This is a genomic window from Arthrobacter sp. WCS2018Hpa-7, assembly GCF_031843805.1.
In the GTDB taxonomy this organism is placed as follows: domain Bacteria; phylum Actinomycetota; class Actinomycetes; order Actinomycetales; family Micrococcaceae; genus Arthrobacter.
This window is the reverse complement of sequence record NZ_JAVTJB010000008.1, coordinates 21134-35074: the sequence shown is the minus strand read 5'-3', so window position 1 is coordinate 35074 and position 13941 is coordinate 21134. Positions and strand designations below refer to the sequence as shown.

The 13941-nt window shown below is 63.4% G+C and carries 16 protein-coding genes; 5 read left to right on the top strand and 11 right to left on the bottom strand.

What is annotated here, in order from left to right:
- Window positions 1-33 precede the first annotated feature (33 nt).
- Complete coding sequence (locus RQH14_RS10855) at window positions 34-498, top strand: hotdog fold thioesterase (RefSeq protein WP_311213267.1); 465 nt, start codon at window positions 34-36, stop codon at window positions 496-498.
- A 4-nt stretch (window positions 499-502) separates the two neighbouring features.
- On the opposite strand, the gene RQH14_RS10850 is transcribed toward RQH14_RS10855, so the two are convergent.
- The 6 genes from RQH14_RS10850 to RQH14_RS10825 form a co-directional block, all read right to left on the bottom strand.
- Window positions 503-1054, bottom strand: a complete 552-nt coding sequence (locus RQH14_RS10850; protein ID WP_311213266.1) for a dihydrofolate reductase family protein — start codon at window positions 1052-1054, stop codon at window positions 503-505.
- A gap of 13 nt (window positions 1055-1067) precedes the next feature.
- Window positions 1068-1955 (bottom strand): hypothetical protein, encoded by an 888-nt coding sequence (locus tag RQH14_RS10845; RefSeq protein WP_311213265.1) that lies wholly within the window; start codon window positions 1953-1955, stop codon window positions 1068-1070.
- Entirely contained in the window at window positions 1952-2731 is a 780-nt protein-coding gene (locus RQH14_RS10840) for a hypothetical protein (RefSeq protein ID WP_311213264.1), read from the bottom strand. Before RQH14_RS10840 ends, RQH14_RS10845 begins: the two co-directional genes overlap by 4 nt.
- Before the next feature lie 327 nt (window positions 2732-3058).
- Window positions 3059-3280 (bottom strand): hypothetical protein, encoded by a 222-nt coding sequence (locus RQH14_RS10835; protein WP_311213263.1) that lies wholly within the window; start codon window positions 3278-3280, stop codon window positions 3059-3061.
- Window positions 3277-4482: an inorganic phosphate transporter gene (locus RQH14_RS10830; protein WP_311213262.1), complete on the bottom strand. Its 1206-nt coding sequence runs from the start codon at window positions 4480-4482 to the stop codon at window positions 3277-3279. Before RQH14_RS10830 ends, RQH14_RS10835 begins: the two co-directional genes overlap by 4 nt.
- A gap of 181 nt (window positions 4483-4663) precedes the next feature.
- Window positions 4664-5182 (bottom strand): HAD domain-containing protein, encoded by a 519-nt coding sequence (locus RQH14_RS10825; protein WP_311213261.1) that lies wholly within the window; start codon window positions 5180-5182, stop codon window positions 4664-4666.
- A gap of 108 nt (window positions 5183-5290) precedes the next feature.
- Between RQH14_RS10825 and kynA the strand changes: the two genes are divergently transcribed.
- The 3 genes from kynA to RQH14_RS10810 are packed head-to-tail and all read left to right on the top strand — an operon-like array spanning window position 5291 to window position 8340.
- Window positions 5291-6160, top strand: a complete 870-nt coding sequence (gene kynA, locus RQH14_RS10820) for a tryptophan 2,3-dioxygenase (protein ID WP_311213260.1) — start codon at window positions 5291-5293, stop codon at window positions 6158-6160.
- Window positions 6161-6212: 52 nt separating this feature from the next.
- Entirely contained in the window at window positions 6213-7451 is a 1239-nt protein-coding gene (locus tag RQH14_RS10815) for an aminotransferase class V-fold PLP-dependent enzyme (protein WP_311213259.1), read from the top strand.
- Between the two features lie 7 nt (window positions 7452-7458).
- Window positions 7459-8340 (top strand): PaaX family transcriptional regulator C-terminal domain-containing protein, encoded by an 882-nt coding sequence (locus tag RQH14_RS10810; protein WP_311213258.1) that lies wholly within the window; start codon window positions 7459-7461, stop codon window positions 8338-8340.
- Window positions 8341-8395: 55 nt separating this feature from the next.
- Here the strand turns inward: RQH14_RS10810 and RQH14_RS10805 are convergent, their stop codons facing one another.
- The 5 genes from RQH14_RS10805 to RQH14_RS10785 all read right to left on the bottom strand — a co-directional run bounded on the left by RQH14_RS10805 (window position 8396) and on the right by RQH14_RS10785 (window position 12875).
- Complete coding sequence (locus RQH14_RS10805; RefSeq protein WP_311213257.1) at window positions 8396-8686, bottom strand: Dabb family protein; 291 nt, start codon at window positions 8684-8686, stop codon at window positions 8396-8398.
- Window positions 8683-10356 carry an FAD-dependent oxidoreductase gene (locus RQH14_RS10800; RefSeq protein WP_311213256.1) on the bottom strand — a complete coding sequence of 558 codons (1674 nt, stop codon included), beginning with the start codon at window positions 10354-10356 and terminating at the stop codon, window positions 8683-8685. Before RQH14_RS10800 ends, RQH14_RS10805 begins: the two co-directional genes overlap by 4 nt.
- A 38-nt stretch (window positions 10357-10394) precedes the next feature.
- A complete protein-coding gene (locus RQH14_RS10795; protein WP_311213255.1) occupies window positions 10395-11180 on the bottom strand; it encodes an SDR family oxidoreductase in 786 nt (261 codons plus the stop codon).
- Between the two features lie 176 nt (window positions 11181-11356).
- Window positions 11357-12151: an IclR family transcriptional regulator gene (locus RQH14_RS10790; RefSeq protein WP_311213254.1), complete on the bottom strand. Its 795-nt coding sequence runs from the start codon at window positions 12149-12151 to the stop codon at window positions 11357-11359.
- Between the two features lies 1 nt (window position 12152).
- Window positions 12153-12875 (bottom strand): GntR family transcriptional regulator, encoded by a 723-nt coding sequence (locus tag RQH14_RS10785; RefSeq protein ID WP_396136293.1) that lies wholly within the window; start codon window positions 12873-12875, stop codon window positions 12153-12155.
- 103 nt (window positions 12876-12978) lie between these two features.
- Between RQH14_RS10785 and RQH14_RS10780 the strand changes: the two genes are divergently transcribed.
- Entirely contained in the window at window positions 12979-13914 is a 936-nt protein-coding gene (locus tag RQH14_RS10780) for a BadF/BadG/BcrA/BcrD ATPase family protein (RefSeq protein WP_311213252.1), read from the top strand.
- Window positions 13915-13941: the final 27 nt, after the last annotated feature.

The following is a 13941-nucleotide window of genomic DNA, read 5'->3' as shown; positions in this document are numbered from 1 at the left end:
GTTGTTTCACTCACAGGTGCCAGCCTAGTTGGCATGATGGACAATTTCACGCCGAACCCCTTTGTCGATGAGCTCAACGAGGCAGGGGTGCCCGAAGAATTCCACGATTGGCTCTCGGCGCACGGTGTGGGTGCCCTTGTGGTGAAGCTCGGGATCCGGTTTACGGAGATGAGCGCGGAACGGATGGTCGCCACGATGCCGGTGGAAGGAAACACGCAGGTAGCGGGCATCCTTCACGGCGGGGCCCACGTTGTCCTCGCCGAGACCCTGGGATCGTTCGCGGCCTCCCTCCATGCCGGCCGGGGCCGCCACGCCGTAGGCATTGAGGTGGGCGCAACACACCACCGTTCAGCAGCCGGCGGCCTGGTGACTGGCACGTGCACGGCGATTCACTTGGGAGGCACCCTTGCCACGCACGAGATCGTGATGACCGATGACAAGGGCCGCCGCCTCTCGACCGCCCGGATCACCAACATGATCCGGGACAACCGGCACTGAGCCCCTAGTCCGAGCCCTTGGGCAGCCGGTAGTGCAACTCTGCCGCGGCCCCGCCAATGACCTTGTGCGAGACCAACTCAAGGGGCGCCGTCGGGCCCTTAAGCGGCAACAGCCGCTTCCCCGCGCCCAGCACCACAGGCACGATCGTGACGATCATCTCGTCCAGCAGTCCGGCGTCGGCGAACTGCGCCACAAGGTCACCTCCACCCACCAACCAGACATTCTTGTCCCCGGCGTCCTTGAGCAGGTCCGGGGCGAACTCGCGGACGTCTCCGCGGACAAAAGTGATGTCTGCGCCAGCAGGAGCCGAGTATTCATGGTGGGTGAAAACCCAGCAGGGAGTATCCGGATACGGCCATTGGCCGGGCTCGTGGTCCATCAGCCAGCGGTAGGTTTCCCCGCCCATGACGATGCACCCTACTCCCGCCATGAAGGACTCGATGCCCTGGTTCACGCCCTCCACCCGGTCGAACTGCAGGAGCCAGCCGAGGTCGTCGTCCGGGGAGGCTATGAAGCCGTCGATGGTGCAAGCTACGTAGTATTGAAAGGTCGACATTGGCCCAGACTAGTCAGTTCGACGAGGGGTTCCCATACTCCACGCGGACACTGCCATCATCCGGCAACACCACTACGCGCCCCCGCTCCAGCGACCAGCCGTCGTTGAGCAGGAAGATCCGTCCGCCGCTGACTACCAGCAAGCGCAGCCCGGTGTACCGATACAGCGGCGCCGCCTCCGATCCTGCCGACTCCTCTTGGACGTTCGGGGCACCAACCGCAAGGCGTTCCTTGCTGTAGACCACCGCCGTGGGCAAAAGGCCGGACCGTTCCTGGTAGTCGAGGGCAGCACCGCGCCCCAGTGCCTGCGCGTAGTCCGACGTGCCCCAAAACAGCAGCAGCGTGACCAGCACGAACACCAGCGACCTCTCAAGGGCCCTTGGGGTGATCTTCAGCGCAAGCCGCCCGCGTTCAACCGCCCGGCGTCGCACGCTCAGGCCCCAGACCCCTACTACCAATCCCCCGGCGATCAGGAAGGGCGCGTACAGCACGATCTGGCCGGGACGTGCCGAGATAGCCAGCCACATCGCTGCTGCATAGGCAAAGCCGAGCAGCATCACAATGGTGGCAGTCAGGTGGGCCGCTTTTCTGTGGCGCCCGGCCTCGAGGACCCGCGTTACCGCGCGGTCCAGCATGAACCACAGCAATCCGATGACCACAAGCCATGCCAACGGCTGGAAAAGCGACTGGATACTCCTGAGGACGAAGTCCTGGACTGTGTAACCGAAGAGGCTGACATCAAGGCCCATGGCTTTGGCCTGGGCGTCAGTGCGGGCCCAACCAAAGTAGACCAGCAGCGCCGTGGCAACGGTTAGGGGCGGACCGATGACGGAGAGGACCTCAAGGGTTCGTTGCCAGCGCGTGTTGTTGATTGCTCCTGCGGTATCCAGAGTGTCGCTCACGGCGCAGCCGTTGAGGAGGCATCGCTGGACGGCGGTGCAGTGGGGGGTGTTGTGGCCGATGGACTGCCGCCGGGCGAACCAGTGCCCGGGCTTGCAGTCTCCGGGGGCTTGGCGGGTCCAGTGGCCGTACCGGCGTCGTCGTAGAAGAAGGTGACTGTTCCGGCAATATCGACGGTGTCCGTGATGGAGATCCGGATCGAGTCCCGGCCACCTGAGGCGGGCATCCGCAGATAGACAGGCTGGTAGTCGTCCCTGCCGCCAACGAAGTCAGCATCCACGGGAACGCCGTCGAACAGGACCTCGCCCACCCGGACGTAGTAGCCGTCCAAGCGGACGATTGTGTCACCAGTACTGGGCCCGGAAGCGCGTGACAGCCCGGGGACCGGCCTGAGTTCTTCGTCGACCACCGTCAAACCAACCAACTGCCTCGGGCATGCTTCGCCCTGTCCCGGCTCCACGCTGAAGACGGCGCCGGGATTGCTGCGGTGCTGGGCGAGCAGCGACGCCGAGGTGGCGGCCACCCTGAACTCAAGACACTGGGTTTGCGGAATCCGTGGCGTGGCGGCAACTGCGATGGAAGCCCGCTGCCAATCCTGCTGACTCCCGCTCTGCAGTGCCTTGCACACCGCTGCGCCGGCCAGCCAAACGGCCGCGTCGTCGGCGCCCTCCACGCTCTGCACCAGGGCATCGCATTGGAATTGCTGGAGCAAAAGATAGCGCTGGCCGGAGGTGGGATCGTTGGGGCCAACCGGTCCGACGGGAACCCAACGAACCACTGGAGCATCTGCCTGTGGCGCCCCAGGGCCCGCTGGCCCTACGGGTTGGGTGGCAGTAGGACCCAGGGTGCTTGGTAATGGTTGCGCAGGGGTGGCAGCCGTGGACGAGGTGGAACCCGGGGCGGGTGTTCCGCCACCGTCGGCAGCGGGCGGAAGGCAGGCGGAGAGGCCCAGCATCAAGACCGGAACCAGGGCCAGTCGGATGAGATGGCTTTGGGATGGGCAATTCATGACAGCCCCGCATCTGCCGGATCACAACCACGCAGTTATGTGCATAACTACACTGCTGATTATTCTCCCGAAAGCCCTTGACTGCCAGAGAGGCTGCTACTTTCCGAAGTAGGGAACAATCAGGTAGATCCCGAACAGCACGGCCGCAGCGCACACGCCAAAGCAAACGAACGCCAGGGACCGCACCAGGGCAGGCGACTTCTGCTGGGCGTCACCGGCGATGGCCGTGAGGCGGACTCCCAGGGAATAAAGGACCACCAGCGTCACGGCTGCCACGAGAGTAACGCCTGCTACCTGCAGCAATTCCAACCATTTCATCGCTGCACATCCTCGTTCTGGGTGGTCTTCCGGGTCTTTTTCTTCTTGCGGAACCGGACGGCATGGCCGGCTTCTTCAACCTCGACGGCGTTGTGGTGGCCCACATGCGACTTGCGCGAGGCTACGAACATGAACAGCACCGCTGCTGTTCCAACAACTGCCGCGATGATGACGCCCACGACGCCGATGCTCACCAAGAGCGCCGTCAGCGCACCGACAATGGCCGACGCCGGGAGGGTAAAGAGCCAGCCCAACGCGATTTTGCCCGCGGTCCCCCAGCGAACGGAGGTGCCTTTGCGGCCCAGGCCCGAGCCGATGACGGACCCCGAAGCGACCTGCGTCGTGGACAGGGCAAAGCCGAGGTGGGACGAAGCGAGGATGGCCGAAGCGGTGCTGGTTTCAGCTGAGAAACCCTGGGCGGGCTTGACCTCGGTCAGGCCGGATCCCATGGTGCGGATAATGCGCCACCCACCTGCATAGGTTCCGATGGCGATGGCGAAGGCACATGCCGCAATCACCCAGAACTGCGGGCCGCTGCCCGGTTCCTGGGTACCGCCTGCAATAAGAACCAAGGTGATGATGCCCATGGTCTTCTGGGCATCGTTGGTACCGTGTGCCAGTGCGACAAGGCTGGAGGTAAAGATCTGTCCGGTGCGGAAGCCCCCGCGTTTCTGCGTGAGCTTGTCACCGGTCTCGGGATCGTGGCGCGAGGTCAGCGCATAGGCCAGGCGGGTACAAATGTAAGCCACCAGGCCGGCAATCAGCGGCGCGAAAATGGCGGGCAGGATCACTTTCTGCAGCACGGTCTCGAAATTGATCGAGTGGAATCCAATGCCCACCACTGCTGCGCCGATCAGGCCGCCGAACAAGGCGTGCGAGGAACTCGACGGGAGGCCCTTGAGCCAGGTGACCATGTTCCACAGGACAGCGCCCATAAGTCCGGCAAAGATGATGTCCGGAGTGATGTGGATACCGTCCGAACCTTCCCGGATCAGTCCGCCGGAAATGGTCTTGGCCACTTCCGTGGAGAGGAAGGCGCCGACGAGGTTCAGGACGGCGGCCAGGGCAACGGCCGTCTTGGGCTTGATCGCCCCCGTAGCGATAGGCGTGGCCATCGCATTGGCGGTGTCGTGAAATCCGTTGGTGAAGTCAAAGAATAGGGCCAACGCTATTACCAGCGCGACCATGAAGGTGATATCCACCTGTTGCCCAATCTGCAGAGTCGACGACGTTCAGCAGTTTCACTTCCCCATACCTGCCATCCACAGCATAGTTCAGCAACTGTTCAACTGACTCGGCTTGCGGGATTCACTCTGGCGGGCTTGAAACCTTAAGAATCCTACGTGGCATCCAGTGCGCGGACAAACGTGCGCGGGCTCCGCTTCAGCCCAAGAACTCCCGTACCGCTGCAAGGTGGCTCGGGGACAGTCCCTTACGGGGATCAGGTGAGATGCAAAGCACACGGTCTTGCTGGTATTCAGCCCAGGACCGGGCATCGGATTCCCGGCTGAGCTGGTCGTCGAGCCACACGATCCGCTGGCGGCCAGTGGCTGCCAGGTCCTTTTGGAGGGCGGCAAGTTTCCACCACTCTGGATTTTGGTCCCAGCCCTGGCTGGACAGTACTGGCCAGTCCTCCCCCTTGAGGCCGATAGCCGGGCAGAGGAACTCGGGTGCAAGACGCTCCCACGTGGTCAGCCACACGAAACGCGCAGCTGGATGGTGGGCAAGGTCATTAAGACCGGCCACAAGTTCCGGTGCGAAGGAAACCTCCAGGATGCCGGCGTCTGCGGTGGTCCATTCACCACCCCAATCGGTGGTTCCCACCGGACTGAAGGGGTTCACCACGCCGTCGACGTCCAAGTAAATGGACACGTGCGCGGAAGCCGTTCCCCCACTATCCATCTCCACTTCCCTTCCCCAATGGTTGTGCTTCAGCCTACGGGACCGGGATCCATCGCAGTCCAGAAATCAAAACCTTGACGTGCGTCATGGAAGTGATAATCTCAAGCCATGGAAAAGCCCACAGTCCATTCCGCCCACAGCGTCCGCGACATCGAGGACACCGTCCGCACCGATTTCCGGCATGCCATGTCCTACGGCGGATATCTGGACCTTGACCACCTGCTCAGCTCCCAGCATCCTCTGAGCGAGCCGGAGCACCATGATGAGCTGCTGTTCATCATCCAGCACCAGACCAGCGAGCTTTGGCTCAAGCTGGTCCTTCACGAACTTCTGGAAGCCCGCAGGCTCTTTGACGTGGACAACCTGGGCAAGGCGCTGAAGTGCATCGCACGCGTCAAGGCCATCCAGCGCACCATGACGGAGCAATGGTCGGTCCTGGGGACGCTGACGCCACGTGAATACGCCCAGTTCCGCGGGTTCCTTGGCAGCTCGTCCGGCTTCCAGTCCTATCAGTACCGGGGTGTTGAATTCCTGCTGGGCAATAAGAACCGCGGGATGCTGCGCGTCTTCGAAAGCGAACCCGAGGCTCACGCTTTGCTCAGCAAGCTCTTGGAAGAGCCAACGCTGTACGACGCCTTCCTGGCAGTTCTCTCCCGCGCCGGCTACGACATCCCCGTTGACATTCTGGAGCGGGACACCAGTGAGCCATGGACCTTCCGTCAGGACCTCGTCCCGATCTTCCAGAAGATCTACGAGTCGGACGACACCCCATGGGGCCTTTACGAAGCCTGCGAAGACCTGGTGGACATTGAGGACAACTTCCAGGCATGGCGTTTCCGCCACTTGCGGACGGTTCAACGAACCATCGGATTCAAGGTGGGCACCGGAGGATCCTCCGGCGTGGATTTCCTCAAGCGCGCCTTGGACCTGACCTTCTTCCCCGAGCTCTACGCCGTACGTACCGAAATCGGCAACTAAGCACCAAGGCAACCGTCCAGCATCGTCGCCCAACACTTCCGCAGGAGAAACCATGACAACAGCCCAGCAAACCCAACGGCCAACGTCGGCCGAGCTGGATGCCGCTGATCCCCTCGCCGCCCAGCGCGAAGCCTTTTACGCGCCCGACGCCGACCAGCTCACCTCATATTTGGACGGCAACTCACTGGGACGTCCGTTGAAAGCCACGGCAGGAAACCTTGAGTCGTTTGTGCACGAGGCCTGGGGCAGCCGCCTCATCCGGGGGTGGGATGAGCAATGGATGGATGAGCCGACAGCCGTGGGAGACCGTATTGGCGAGGTGACACTGGGCGCTGCCGCCGGTCAGACCACCGTGGGCGACTCCACATCCGTCATGCTCTACAAGATGATCCGCGCAGCAGTGGATGCCCAGCCTGGCCGGGATGAGATCATCATTGACCGCGACAACTTCCCCACAGACCGGTTCATCATCGAGGGCATTGCCGCGGAACGCGGAGCGAGCATCAAGTGGATCGCTGCGAACCCTGCCAGCGGTGTGCGCGCGGAGGACCTGGACGGCCTGCTGGGCGAGCGGACCGCCGTGGTGGTCCTCAGCCATGTTGCCTACCGGTCCGGCTTCCTGGCCGACGCGGAGGGGATCACCGCCAAAGTCCACCAGGCAGGTGCCCTGATGCTCTGGGACCTTTGCCACTCCGTAGGATCCGTGCCCATGGAGCTGGACAAGTGGGGCGTGGACATCGCCGTGGGCTGCACCTACAAGTACCTCAATGGTGGCCCCGGATCGCCGGCCTTCGCCTACGTCAACGCGTCCCAGCATGAACGTCTGCAGCAACCCATCTGGGGTTGGATGGGTGCCGAGAATCCCTTTGGCATGACGGATGCCTACCGCCCCGCGCAGGGGATGCGCAGGTTCATCACGGGAACTCCTCCCGTGCTGGCCATGCAGCCCATGAAGGACATGCTGGAACTGATTGCCTCCGTAGGGATGGACGCGGTCCGGGAGAAGTCCATCAAGCTCACCGAGTACGCAATCGCACTCTCCGAGGAGCTCCTGGTGCCCCTGGGCGCAGAAATCGTGAGCCCGCGCAATGTGGCCGAGCGCGGATCCCACATCACCGTGGACCACCCACTGTTCGCAGACGTGACGGCGAAGCTCTGGGAAAAGGGCGTCATCCCCGATTTCCGCCCTCCGCACGGCCTACGCATTGGGTTGTCACCGTTGAGCACAAGCTTTGCCGAAGTTGAACTGGGAGTGGCAGCCATCCGCGACGCACTCTCCGAATTGCAGTGAGCCGGAAATGAGTGCTGTCCTCGATGACATGGACTCCCGCCCGGGGAGTACAACGTCGTTGCTGCGTACCGTCATCGGCCTGTATCTTCGCGACGCCGGCGGATGGATGTCCGCCAAGGACATCGTGGCACTCATGGAGGCCCTTGGCACGTCCGGAACAGTAACCCGGACTGCCTTGGGCCGGCTGCGCAAAAAGGACGTGGTGCTGCAGGAAACGCGGGCAGGGGTTCCCGGTTTCACACTGACGGAAGGGGCTGCCACCATGTTGGCGCGCGGTGACCGCCGTATCTACAACCCAAGGAGCATGTCACCGTCGGATCCCTGGTGCCTGCTCTCGTTTTCCATTCCCGAGACGGAACGCGAAAAGCGGCACCAGCTGCGGCGCCGGCTCCACTGGATCGGTTGCGGGACCGTCGCGGCCGGTTTGTGGATCTGCCCCGATTCACTGCGCGGAGAAGTAGAGGAAATCCTGACGGACTTGTCGCTCCGGGACATGGCGACGATCTTCGTGACGGAAACACCCATGGTTGGCGGCAACCTCCGGGAAGCAGCCTCCAAGTGGTGGGACCTGGGAGCAGTGGCCGCGCTGCACAGGGACTTTATCCGTGAGCACGGTCCGGCCAGTGCGAACGGAGCTGCTGTTCCTACGCCTCACGGCCGGATGGTGGAGCCTTCTGCTGAAGCTTTCGCCACCTATGTGCAGTGCATTGACCGATGGCGGATCATCCCGTACCTCGACCCCGGGTTGCCGGTCGCCTTCCTGCCGGAGGACTGGCCCGGGGCCGAAGGTACGGCACTGTTCAGGCGGACAGTTGCCGCCTTTGCGGAGCCCAGTGCGGAGTTTGTTCGCCTGGCTCTGAAGGAAACTGCCGGCGCTACCGTGGCCTGACCAGCCGCCCCTGCACTGCTCAGCACTGCACGGCACGGCACGGCACGGCGCCAAACTAGAGCGCGAAATCCACCGCGATGATCTGCTCGCTGTTGGGAAAGGAGTACTTCTTCAGCGGCTCGTGCAGCGCATGCGTGGTGTAGACCTCGAGGTCCTCCACGGCCCTGAAGTCAGCCACAATGGCGTAGTCGAAGGAACGTTCTTGCTGGAGGACGTCCGGCCCGTGCGTAAGCTCCAGAAGCCCGGGAATATTGCCTTTCATCCTGTCCAGGCCCTCCTGCCAAGCAGCCTTGTCCGCCTCGGGAAAGTCGGCCTTGAACTTGAAAAGCACCGTGTGGCGAATCATGCTTCAACTCCTGCTGCTGCGCCCGAATACCCCGCCGCTGTGTACTCTGCCGGTTCGCCCGCAATGGTGCGGCCCGCCAGGTAGCCCATGGTCATGATGGGCCCCAAGGTGGCACCCGCCCCGGGGTAGCCTGCAGCGTAGGCGTTCTCAGTGGTGTTTCCGGCGGCGAACAGGCCGGGGATGGGCTCGCCGTCCACGTCAAGTACCCGTGCGAAGGCATCAGTGGCCACGCCTCCGTTGCTGCCAAAGGCGCCGTTGACCACCTCCATTGCATAGAACGGGCCGGATTGCAGCGGACCCAGGGATGGGTTGGGCCACGGGCAGTCGTCGTCACCCCAGTACTTGTCGTAGGCGCTTTCGCCGCGGCCGAAGTCAGGGTCTTCGCCGCTGACTGCATAGTGGTTGAAGCGTTCAACGGTGGCAGCCAGGTTGTCGGCAGGGACACCGATCTTCGCGGCCAGTTCCGCCAACGTGGGGGCCTCCATCAGGTAGGCCGGCGTCGGTTGTCCGGCTCGGTGCGCGAGGATCCCGTAGCGCTCCAGGTAACTGTGGTCGAACACCACGTGTGCAGGGGTGTTCAGGGTCTGGTTGTTGGGTGAATCCCATGATTGGAGGCAGCGTGCGAGGTCGTTGTAGTTCTGGGATTCGTTGGCGAACCGCCGGCCGTGACGGTTGACCATGAGCGAGCCCGGCCCTTGCCGCTCAAAGCGCAGAAGCGTACCAACAGGTGCACCATCCCGCGTGTCTCCCGTGATGGACATGGGGGCCCACCAGGCTTCCCGCGTTCCCCGGGTTTGTGCCCCGACCCGCTGGGCCATCTTAAGGCCATCGCCAGTATTGGAGGGCGGCGAGCACATGATGTACAGGCGTGAGGCCAGCAGTGAGTCAGCCAGTGCCTTGTCCCATTCGAAACCGCCCGTGCCGAGAACCACGCCGTCGTTGGCATGGAAGGTTTCGCCTGACGCCAGCTGCACGCCCGCTACCCTGCCGCCGTCGTTCAGCAGCCGATGCCCACGGGCGCCAACCACCAGCGCAGCGTCATCCCGGACCAGGCTGGCCAACAGCATGGAGACCAGCGCCTGGCCTTTGGCCACCAGCCCCTGCTCCTGCCGTTGGTGCAGTTGCGCCCACGGAAACCTGGTGAAAGCGCCCCAGGTCTCGTACTCCTGCATGGTGAAGGGGGCCCGGCCATCGGAACGGACGTGGGCGGCGAGGCCGCCGAGCGCTTCACGAATGTTGTACAGCGCGGGTTCAACAGTCCTGCCGCCCTCCACGGAACCGGGCAGGTCCTGCCGGTAGTCCGGAAAGTTGTCCAGGAAGATGAACCGGACTCCGCATTCGTCTTCGGTGAAGCGAAGCATGGTGTCGCCGTAGGTCAGGGCCGCATCCAGAAGCTCTTCGCGGCTCCGGCCACGGGCAACGGCCCGGACGTACTGGGCTGCTGCTTCCTTGGAGTCGCTCAGCCCGGCTTCGCGGGCATGATGGTTGTCAGCAACCCATAACATGCCTCCCGAGACGGCGGTTGTGCCGCCCAGCAGTTCGGTCTTTTCAAGCACGACGACGGACTTACCGGCACGTGCGGCCGTGGCGGCTGCAGTCAGGGCTCCGGCGCCTGAACCGACGACGACGACGTCATAGGTATCGGAGGGTGTGCCGTTCAGGAATTTCATGGTGGTACCTCTCATAGGGCGTGATGGATGGGTGGGCGTCAGACGGCCGTGTAACCGCCGTCGATGACCAGCTCGGATCCGGTGGTGAACCGGGACTCATCGGAGGCCAGATACAGCACTCCGTAGGCGATCTCGTCCGGTTCGCCTTGGCGCGGGAGCGGGTTCCCGCCCACCAGTTGCTGGTAATAGGCCTCCGCGCCAATGTCCGACTGCTCTGCCGAGTGCCTGCTCATCCGGGTGTTCATGGATCCGGGATGGATGGAGTTCACCCTGACTCCGTGGGCGCCATAAGCCGCAGCGTCAGACTTGCTTAAGAGCCGGACGGCTCCTTTGGTGGCGTGGTACAGCGGGACGTTGCGGCCGCCGGTCAGTCCGTGGATGGAGGAAAAGTTGATGATGCTGCCGGCCTTCTTGGCGATCATGGCCGGAACAACGTGCTTGGTCAGGAGCCACACGCCTTTGACGTTGACGTCGAAGATGAGGTTGAACTCGTCCATGCTGGCAGTGTGGCTGGCACCTGCCGGACCGATGATTCCGGCTGCGTTGACAAGGATGTCCGGTGCGCCGAGGTCAGCGGTCAGTTGCTTCACGGCCTGGGCGACGCTGGCTTCGTTGGTGACATCGACGTCGTACTCAGTGATCCCTGGGTGGCTTCCTGTGGCGGATGTACCTGCCTGGTCAAGGCTGGCGACTGTCGCTCCGTGGCGGGCAAGCAGGCGGACCGTGGCGCCGCCAAGGTCTCCCCTGCCTCCGGTGACCACGGCTACCTTGCCGTTCACCCGTCCGCTGACGGACGTCTGCCCTGCCTGCGTTGCTGTATCCATGACCAACTCCTCCTGCCGCGGCGTTGCGGCTGCTGAAACCCACATACGACGCAGGGCAGCACAGAACAGGGCCCCGGGGGCCCTTAGTGGGTGGATGGTGGGCGGTGATGCCCTGCTGGGTTCCACTCTGCCAGCGCGCTTGTGAGTGGAACCACAGGGTTACCGATGAACGGGAATCAGATGCTTCCGTTGCTCTGCCGGACAGCTCCCTTGAGCTCTCCCCGCCAGCCCAGCGCACGTGAAATGCCGCGTGCCGCCGTCATCAGGACCGGCACCCGCGCTGCCACGTTTTCTTCATTTCTTGGAACCACGACGCTCAGGGCGGCGACCACTGTATTCGCACGGCCGAAGATGGGGACTGCGATTCCGCTGGATTCCGGAACGATGATTCCGGGCATGGAAGTAAACCCCTGTTGCCGGATATTTGCCAGGTGGCGGCGCAGGTCAGTGGGCTGGGTCAGGGTTGCATCGGTGAATTTCTCCAGCGTGCGCGACAGGAACAGGTCCTGGTAGGCAGAGGGCGAGTAGGCAAGCAGTACCAGCCCTGACGAGGTTCCATGGACCGGCAGGCGGCCGGCTACCTTGGTGATGTCCACCATGGAGTCCCGGGAGCCGATCCGCTCGATGTAGAGGACCTCATCGGAATCCAGGATCCCCAACGTGGTGGAGTGCTGGACCACCGATTGCACGTCCTCCATGAAGGGCAGGGCAGCTTCGCGGAGGCCCACCATGCGTGAGCTCCTGGAGACCAGCTCCCACAGCCGGGTGCCGATCCGCACCTCGCCATTGGCTTCGCGCTCGAGCAAACCTTCATGCAGGAGCTCATCCACAAGGCGGTAGGTGGTTGTCACCGGAAGCCCTGAACGCCGGGCCAAGGTGGCGACGCTCATGGTGAGGTGGGCGTCGTCGAACGCTCCCACCAGCCGGACCAGCCGCCTGATAATTGATTCCCCCGAGGACGAGTTGGCCACCTCAGCCTCCCGACTTCACGCGGGATACGAACCGGAACCTGTCACCACGAAACGCACTGCGCGTCCATTCCACCGGGGCGCCATTGGCGTCGCGGGCCAGCCGGTGGACCACCAACAGTGGCGCGCCCATCCCGATCCCCAGCAGCCGGACATCTTCCGGCCCAGCCAAGGCCGTCTCCACAGTGTCCTCGACGTCGGCGACGCGGAGGCCGTAGACATCGGCCAGTACAGCATAGAGCGAACCTGCTTTAGCCAGATTGGACTTCAAGCGCGGCAGCCTGCCTGGAAGCCAGGCCACCTCATGCGCCAAAGGCTCCCCTTCAATCAACCGGATGCGTTCGAGCCTTGTCACAGGATCCCCCTGCTCAAGTCCCAACTGGACTGCGACGCCGGAATCGGCCCCGATCACATCAAGGCCAAGCACCCTGGAATCCGGCCGCAGCCCTTGGCTGCGGGCGTCATCGGAGAAGGACGTCAATTGCCTGACATGGGTTACCTTGGGCGGGGCCACGAACGTTCCATGCCCTTGGATGCGGCCCAGCTTGCCCTCGGCCACCAGTTCGCTGATCGCTTGCCTGACAGTGGTGCGTGACGTCCCGTATTTACCGGCCAGTGCACGTTCGGTGGGGATCAGCGTTCCTGGCTTGAGGCCTGCGATGAGCCCGAGAACCTCAGTCTTGAGGAGGTAGTACTTCGGCGTTCCCGGCGCGACGTCTGTGGGCATATTGGACATCCTACTTGTAGACAACACAATTGGTCTATGCCAATGTGAACTGGGCTCGTGGACCACGCTGACCTGACAAAGCAGGAAACGAAAGGGACGTCCGTTGGAGGAAATACAGCAGTTCCATGAAAACGGTGGGAAGAGTTCCGGGCCTGCAGTCCTCGGCCTTCACATCGGCGGCTCCAAGACCCATGCCGTGCGCTGGGACGGAACCCACGCGGAGGGCGGAGGTGTCGAAATCACCGAAGCGAGCGCCAACCTTTCCTCAGTGGGCCACCAGGGAGCCGACGCAGTTCTGCGAAGGATCGCCGCGAGCGTGGGCAGCGGAATCGAAGCCGTGTGTGCTGGAGCTGCCGGCGCCGACACCCCGTCCAGCCGGGCTGTGCTGTCCGCACTCCTGACTGAACACTTCCCGGGCGCCCGCATCGAGGTGGTCCATGACACGCGCATCGTCCTCGCCGCAGCCGGCCTGGACGCCGGAGTCGTCCTGGTGGCTGGTACCGGTTCGGTAGCCTGGGGCAGGAACCGAGACGGGCTGGAAGCCCGCAGTGGCGGCTATGGCTACTTGCTGGGCGATGAGGGCGGCGGCTACTCCGTGGTCCGTGACGCCGTCCGTGAAGCCCTTCGGGAATACTATGCAGGGCTGGAACCCGGCACCTTGGTCCGGGCGCTGATGGCAGCGACGGCCAATGTGGACGCCTTGCAGCTCATGGATTCCTTTTACGCGAAGCCGGAGCCGGACCACTGGGCGACGCTGGCCCCGCTGGTCCTTGAACTCGCGGCCGAAGGCGACTCCGCAGCCGTGCGGATTCAGGCTGAGGCCGCCCACCATCTGGCAAGTTTGGCCAGGCAGGTACTGGGAGAGCTCGGCCTTGACCTGCCGCTGGTCATGGCCGGCAGCTTACTGGTGAACCACAGCCAACTCGCCGGCTCCGTTGCCCGGAAGGTGTCCCTGGAAGATCCGTCATCGATTCGGATTCTCTCCCAAACCCCGGTCCACGGGGCGGTGGAACTGGCACGCCAACTCATCAAGGCCTGATCGCAGACAGGTGATCCGCGCGGGTAA

Excerpts from the sequence above, each read along its gene's own strand:
- RQH14_RS10855 (WP_311213267.1), top strand. The coding sequence starts at position 34 with ATGATGGACAATTTCACGCCGAACCCCTTTGTCGATGAGCTCAACGAG.
- RQH14_RS10850 (WP_311213266.1), bottom strand. The coding sequence starts at position 1,054 with ATGTCGACCTTTCAATACTACGTAGCTTGCACCATCGACGGCTTCATA.
- RQH14_RS10835 (WP_311213263.1), bottom strand. The coding sequence starts at position 3,280 with ATGAAATGGTTGGAATTGCTGCAGGTAGCAGGCGTTACTCTCGTGGCA.
- RQH14_RS10825 (WP_311213261.1), bottom strand. The coding sequence starts at position 5,182 with ATGGATAGTGGGGGAACGGCTTCCGCGCACGTGTCCATTTACTTGGAC.
- kynA (WP_311213260.1), top strand. The coding sequence starts at position 5,291 with ATGGAAAAGCCCACAGTCCATTCCGCCCACAGCGTCCGCGACATCGAG.
- RQH14_RS10815 (WP_311213259.1), top strand. The coding sequence starts at position 6,213 with ATGACAACAGCCCAGCAAACCCAACGGCCAACGTCGGCCGAGCTGGAT.
- RQH14_RS10810 (WP_311213258.1), top strand. The coding sequence starts at position 7,459 with ATGAGTGCTGTCCTCGATGACATGGACTCCCGCCCGGGGAGTACAACG.
- RQH14_RS10805 (WP_311213257.1), bottom strand. The coding sequence starts at position 8,686 with ATGATTCGCCACACGGTGCTTTTCAAGTTCAAGGCCGACTTTCCCGAG.
- RQH14_RS10800 (WP_311213256.1), bottom strand. The coding sequence starts at position 10,356 with ATGAAATTCCTGAACGGCACACCCTCCGATACCTATGACGTCGTCGTC.
- RQH14_RS10795 (WP_311213255.1), bottom strand. The coding sequence starts at position 11,180 with ATGGATACAGCAACGCAGGCAGGGCAGACGTCCGTCAGCGGACGGGTG.
- RQH14_RS10785 (WP_396136293.1), bottom strand. The coding sequence starts at position 12,875 with ATGCCCACAGACGTCGCGCCGGGAACGCCGAAGTACTACCTCCTCAAG.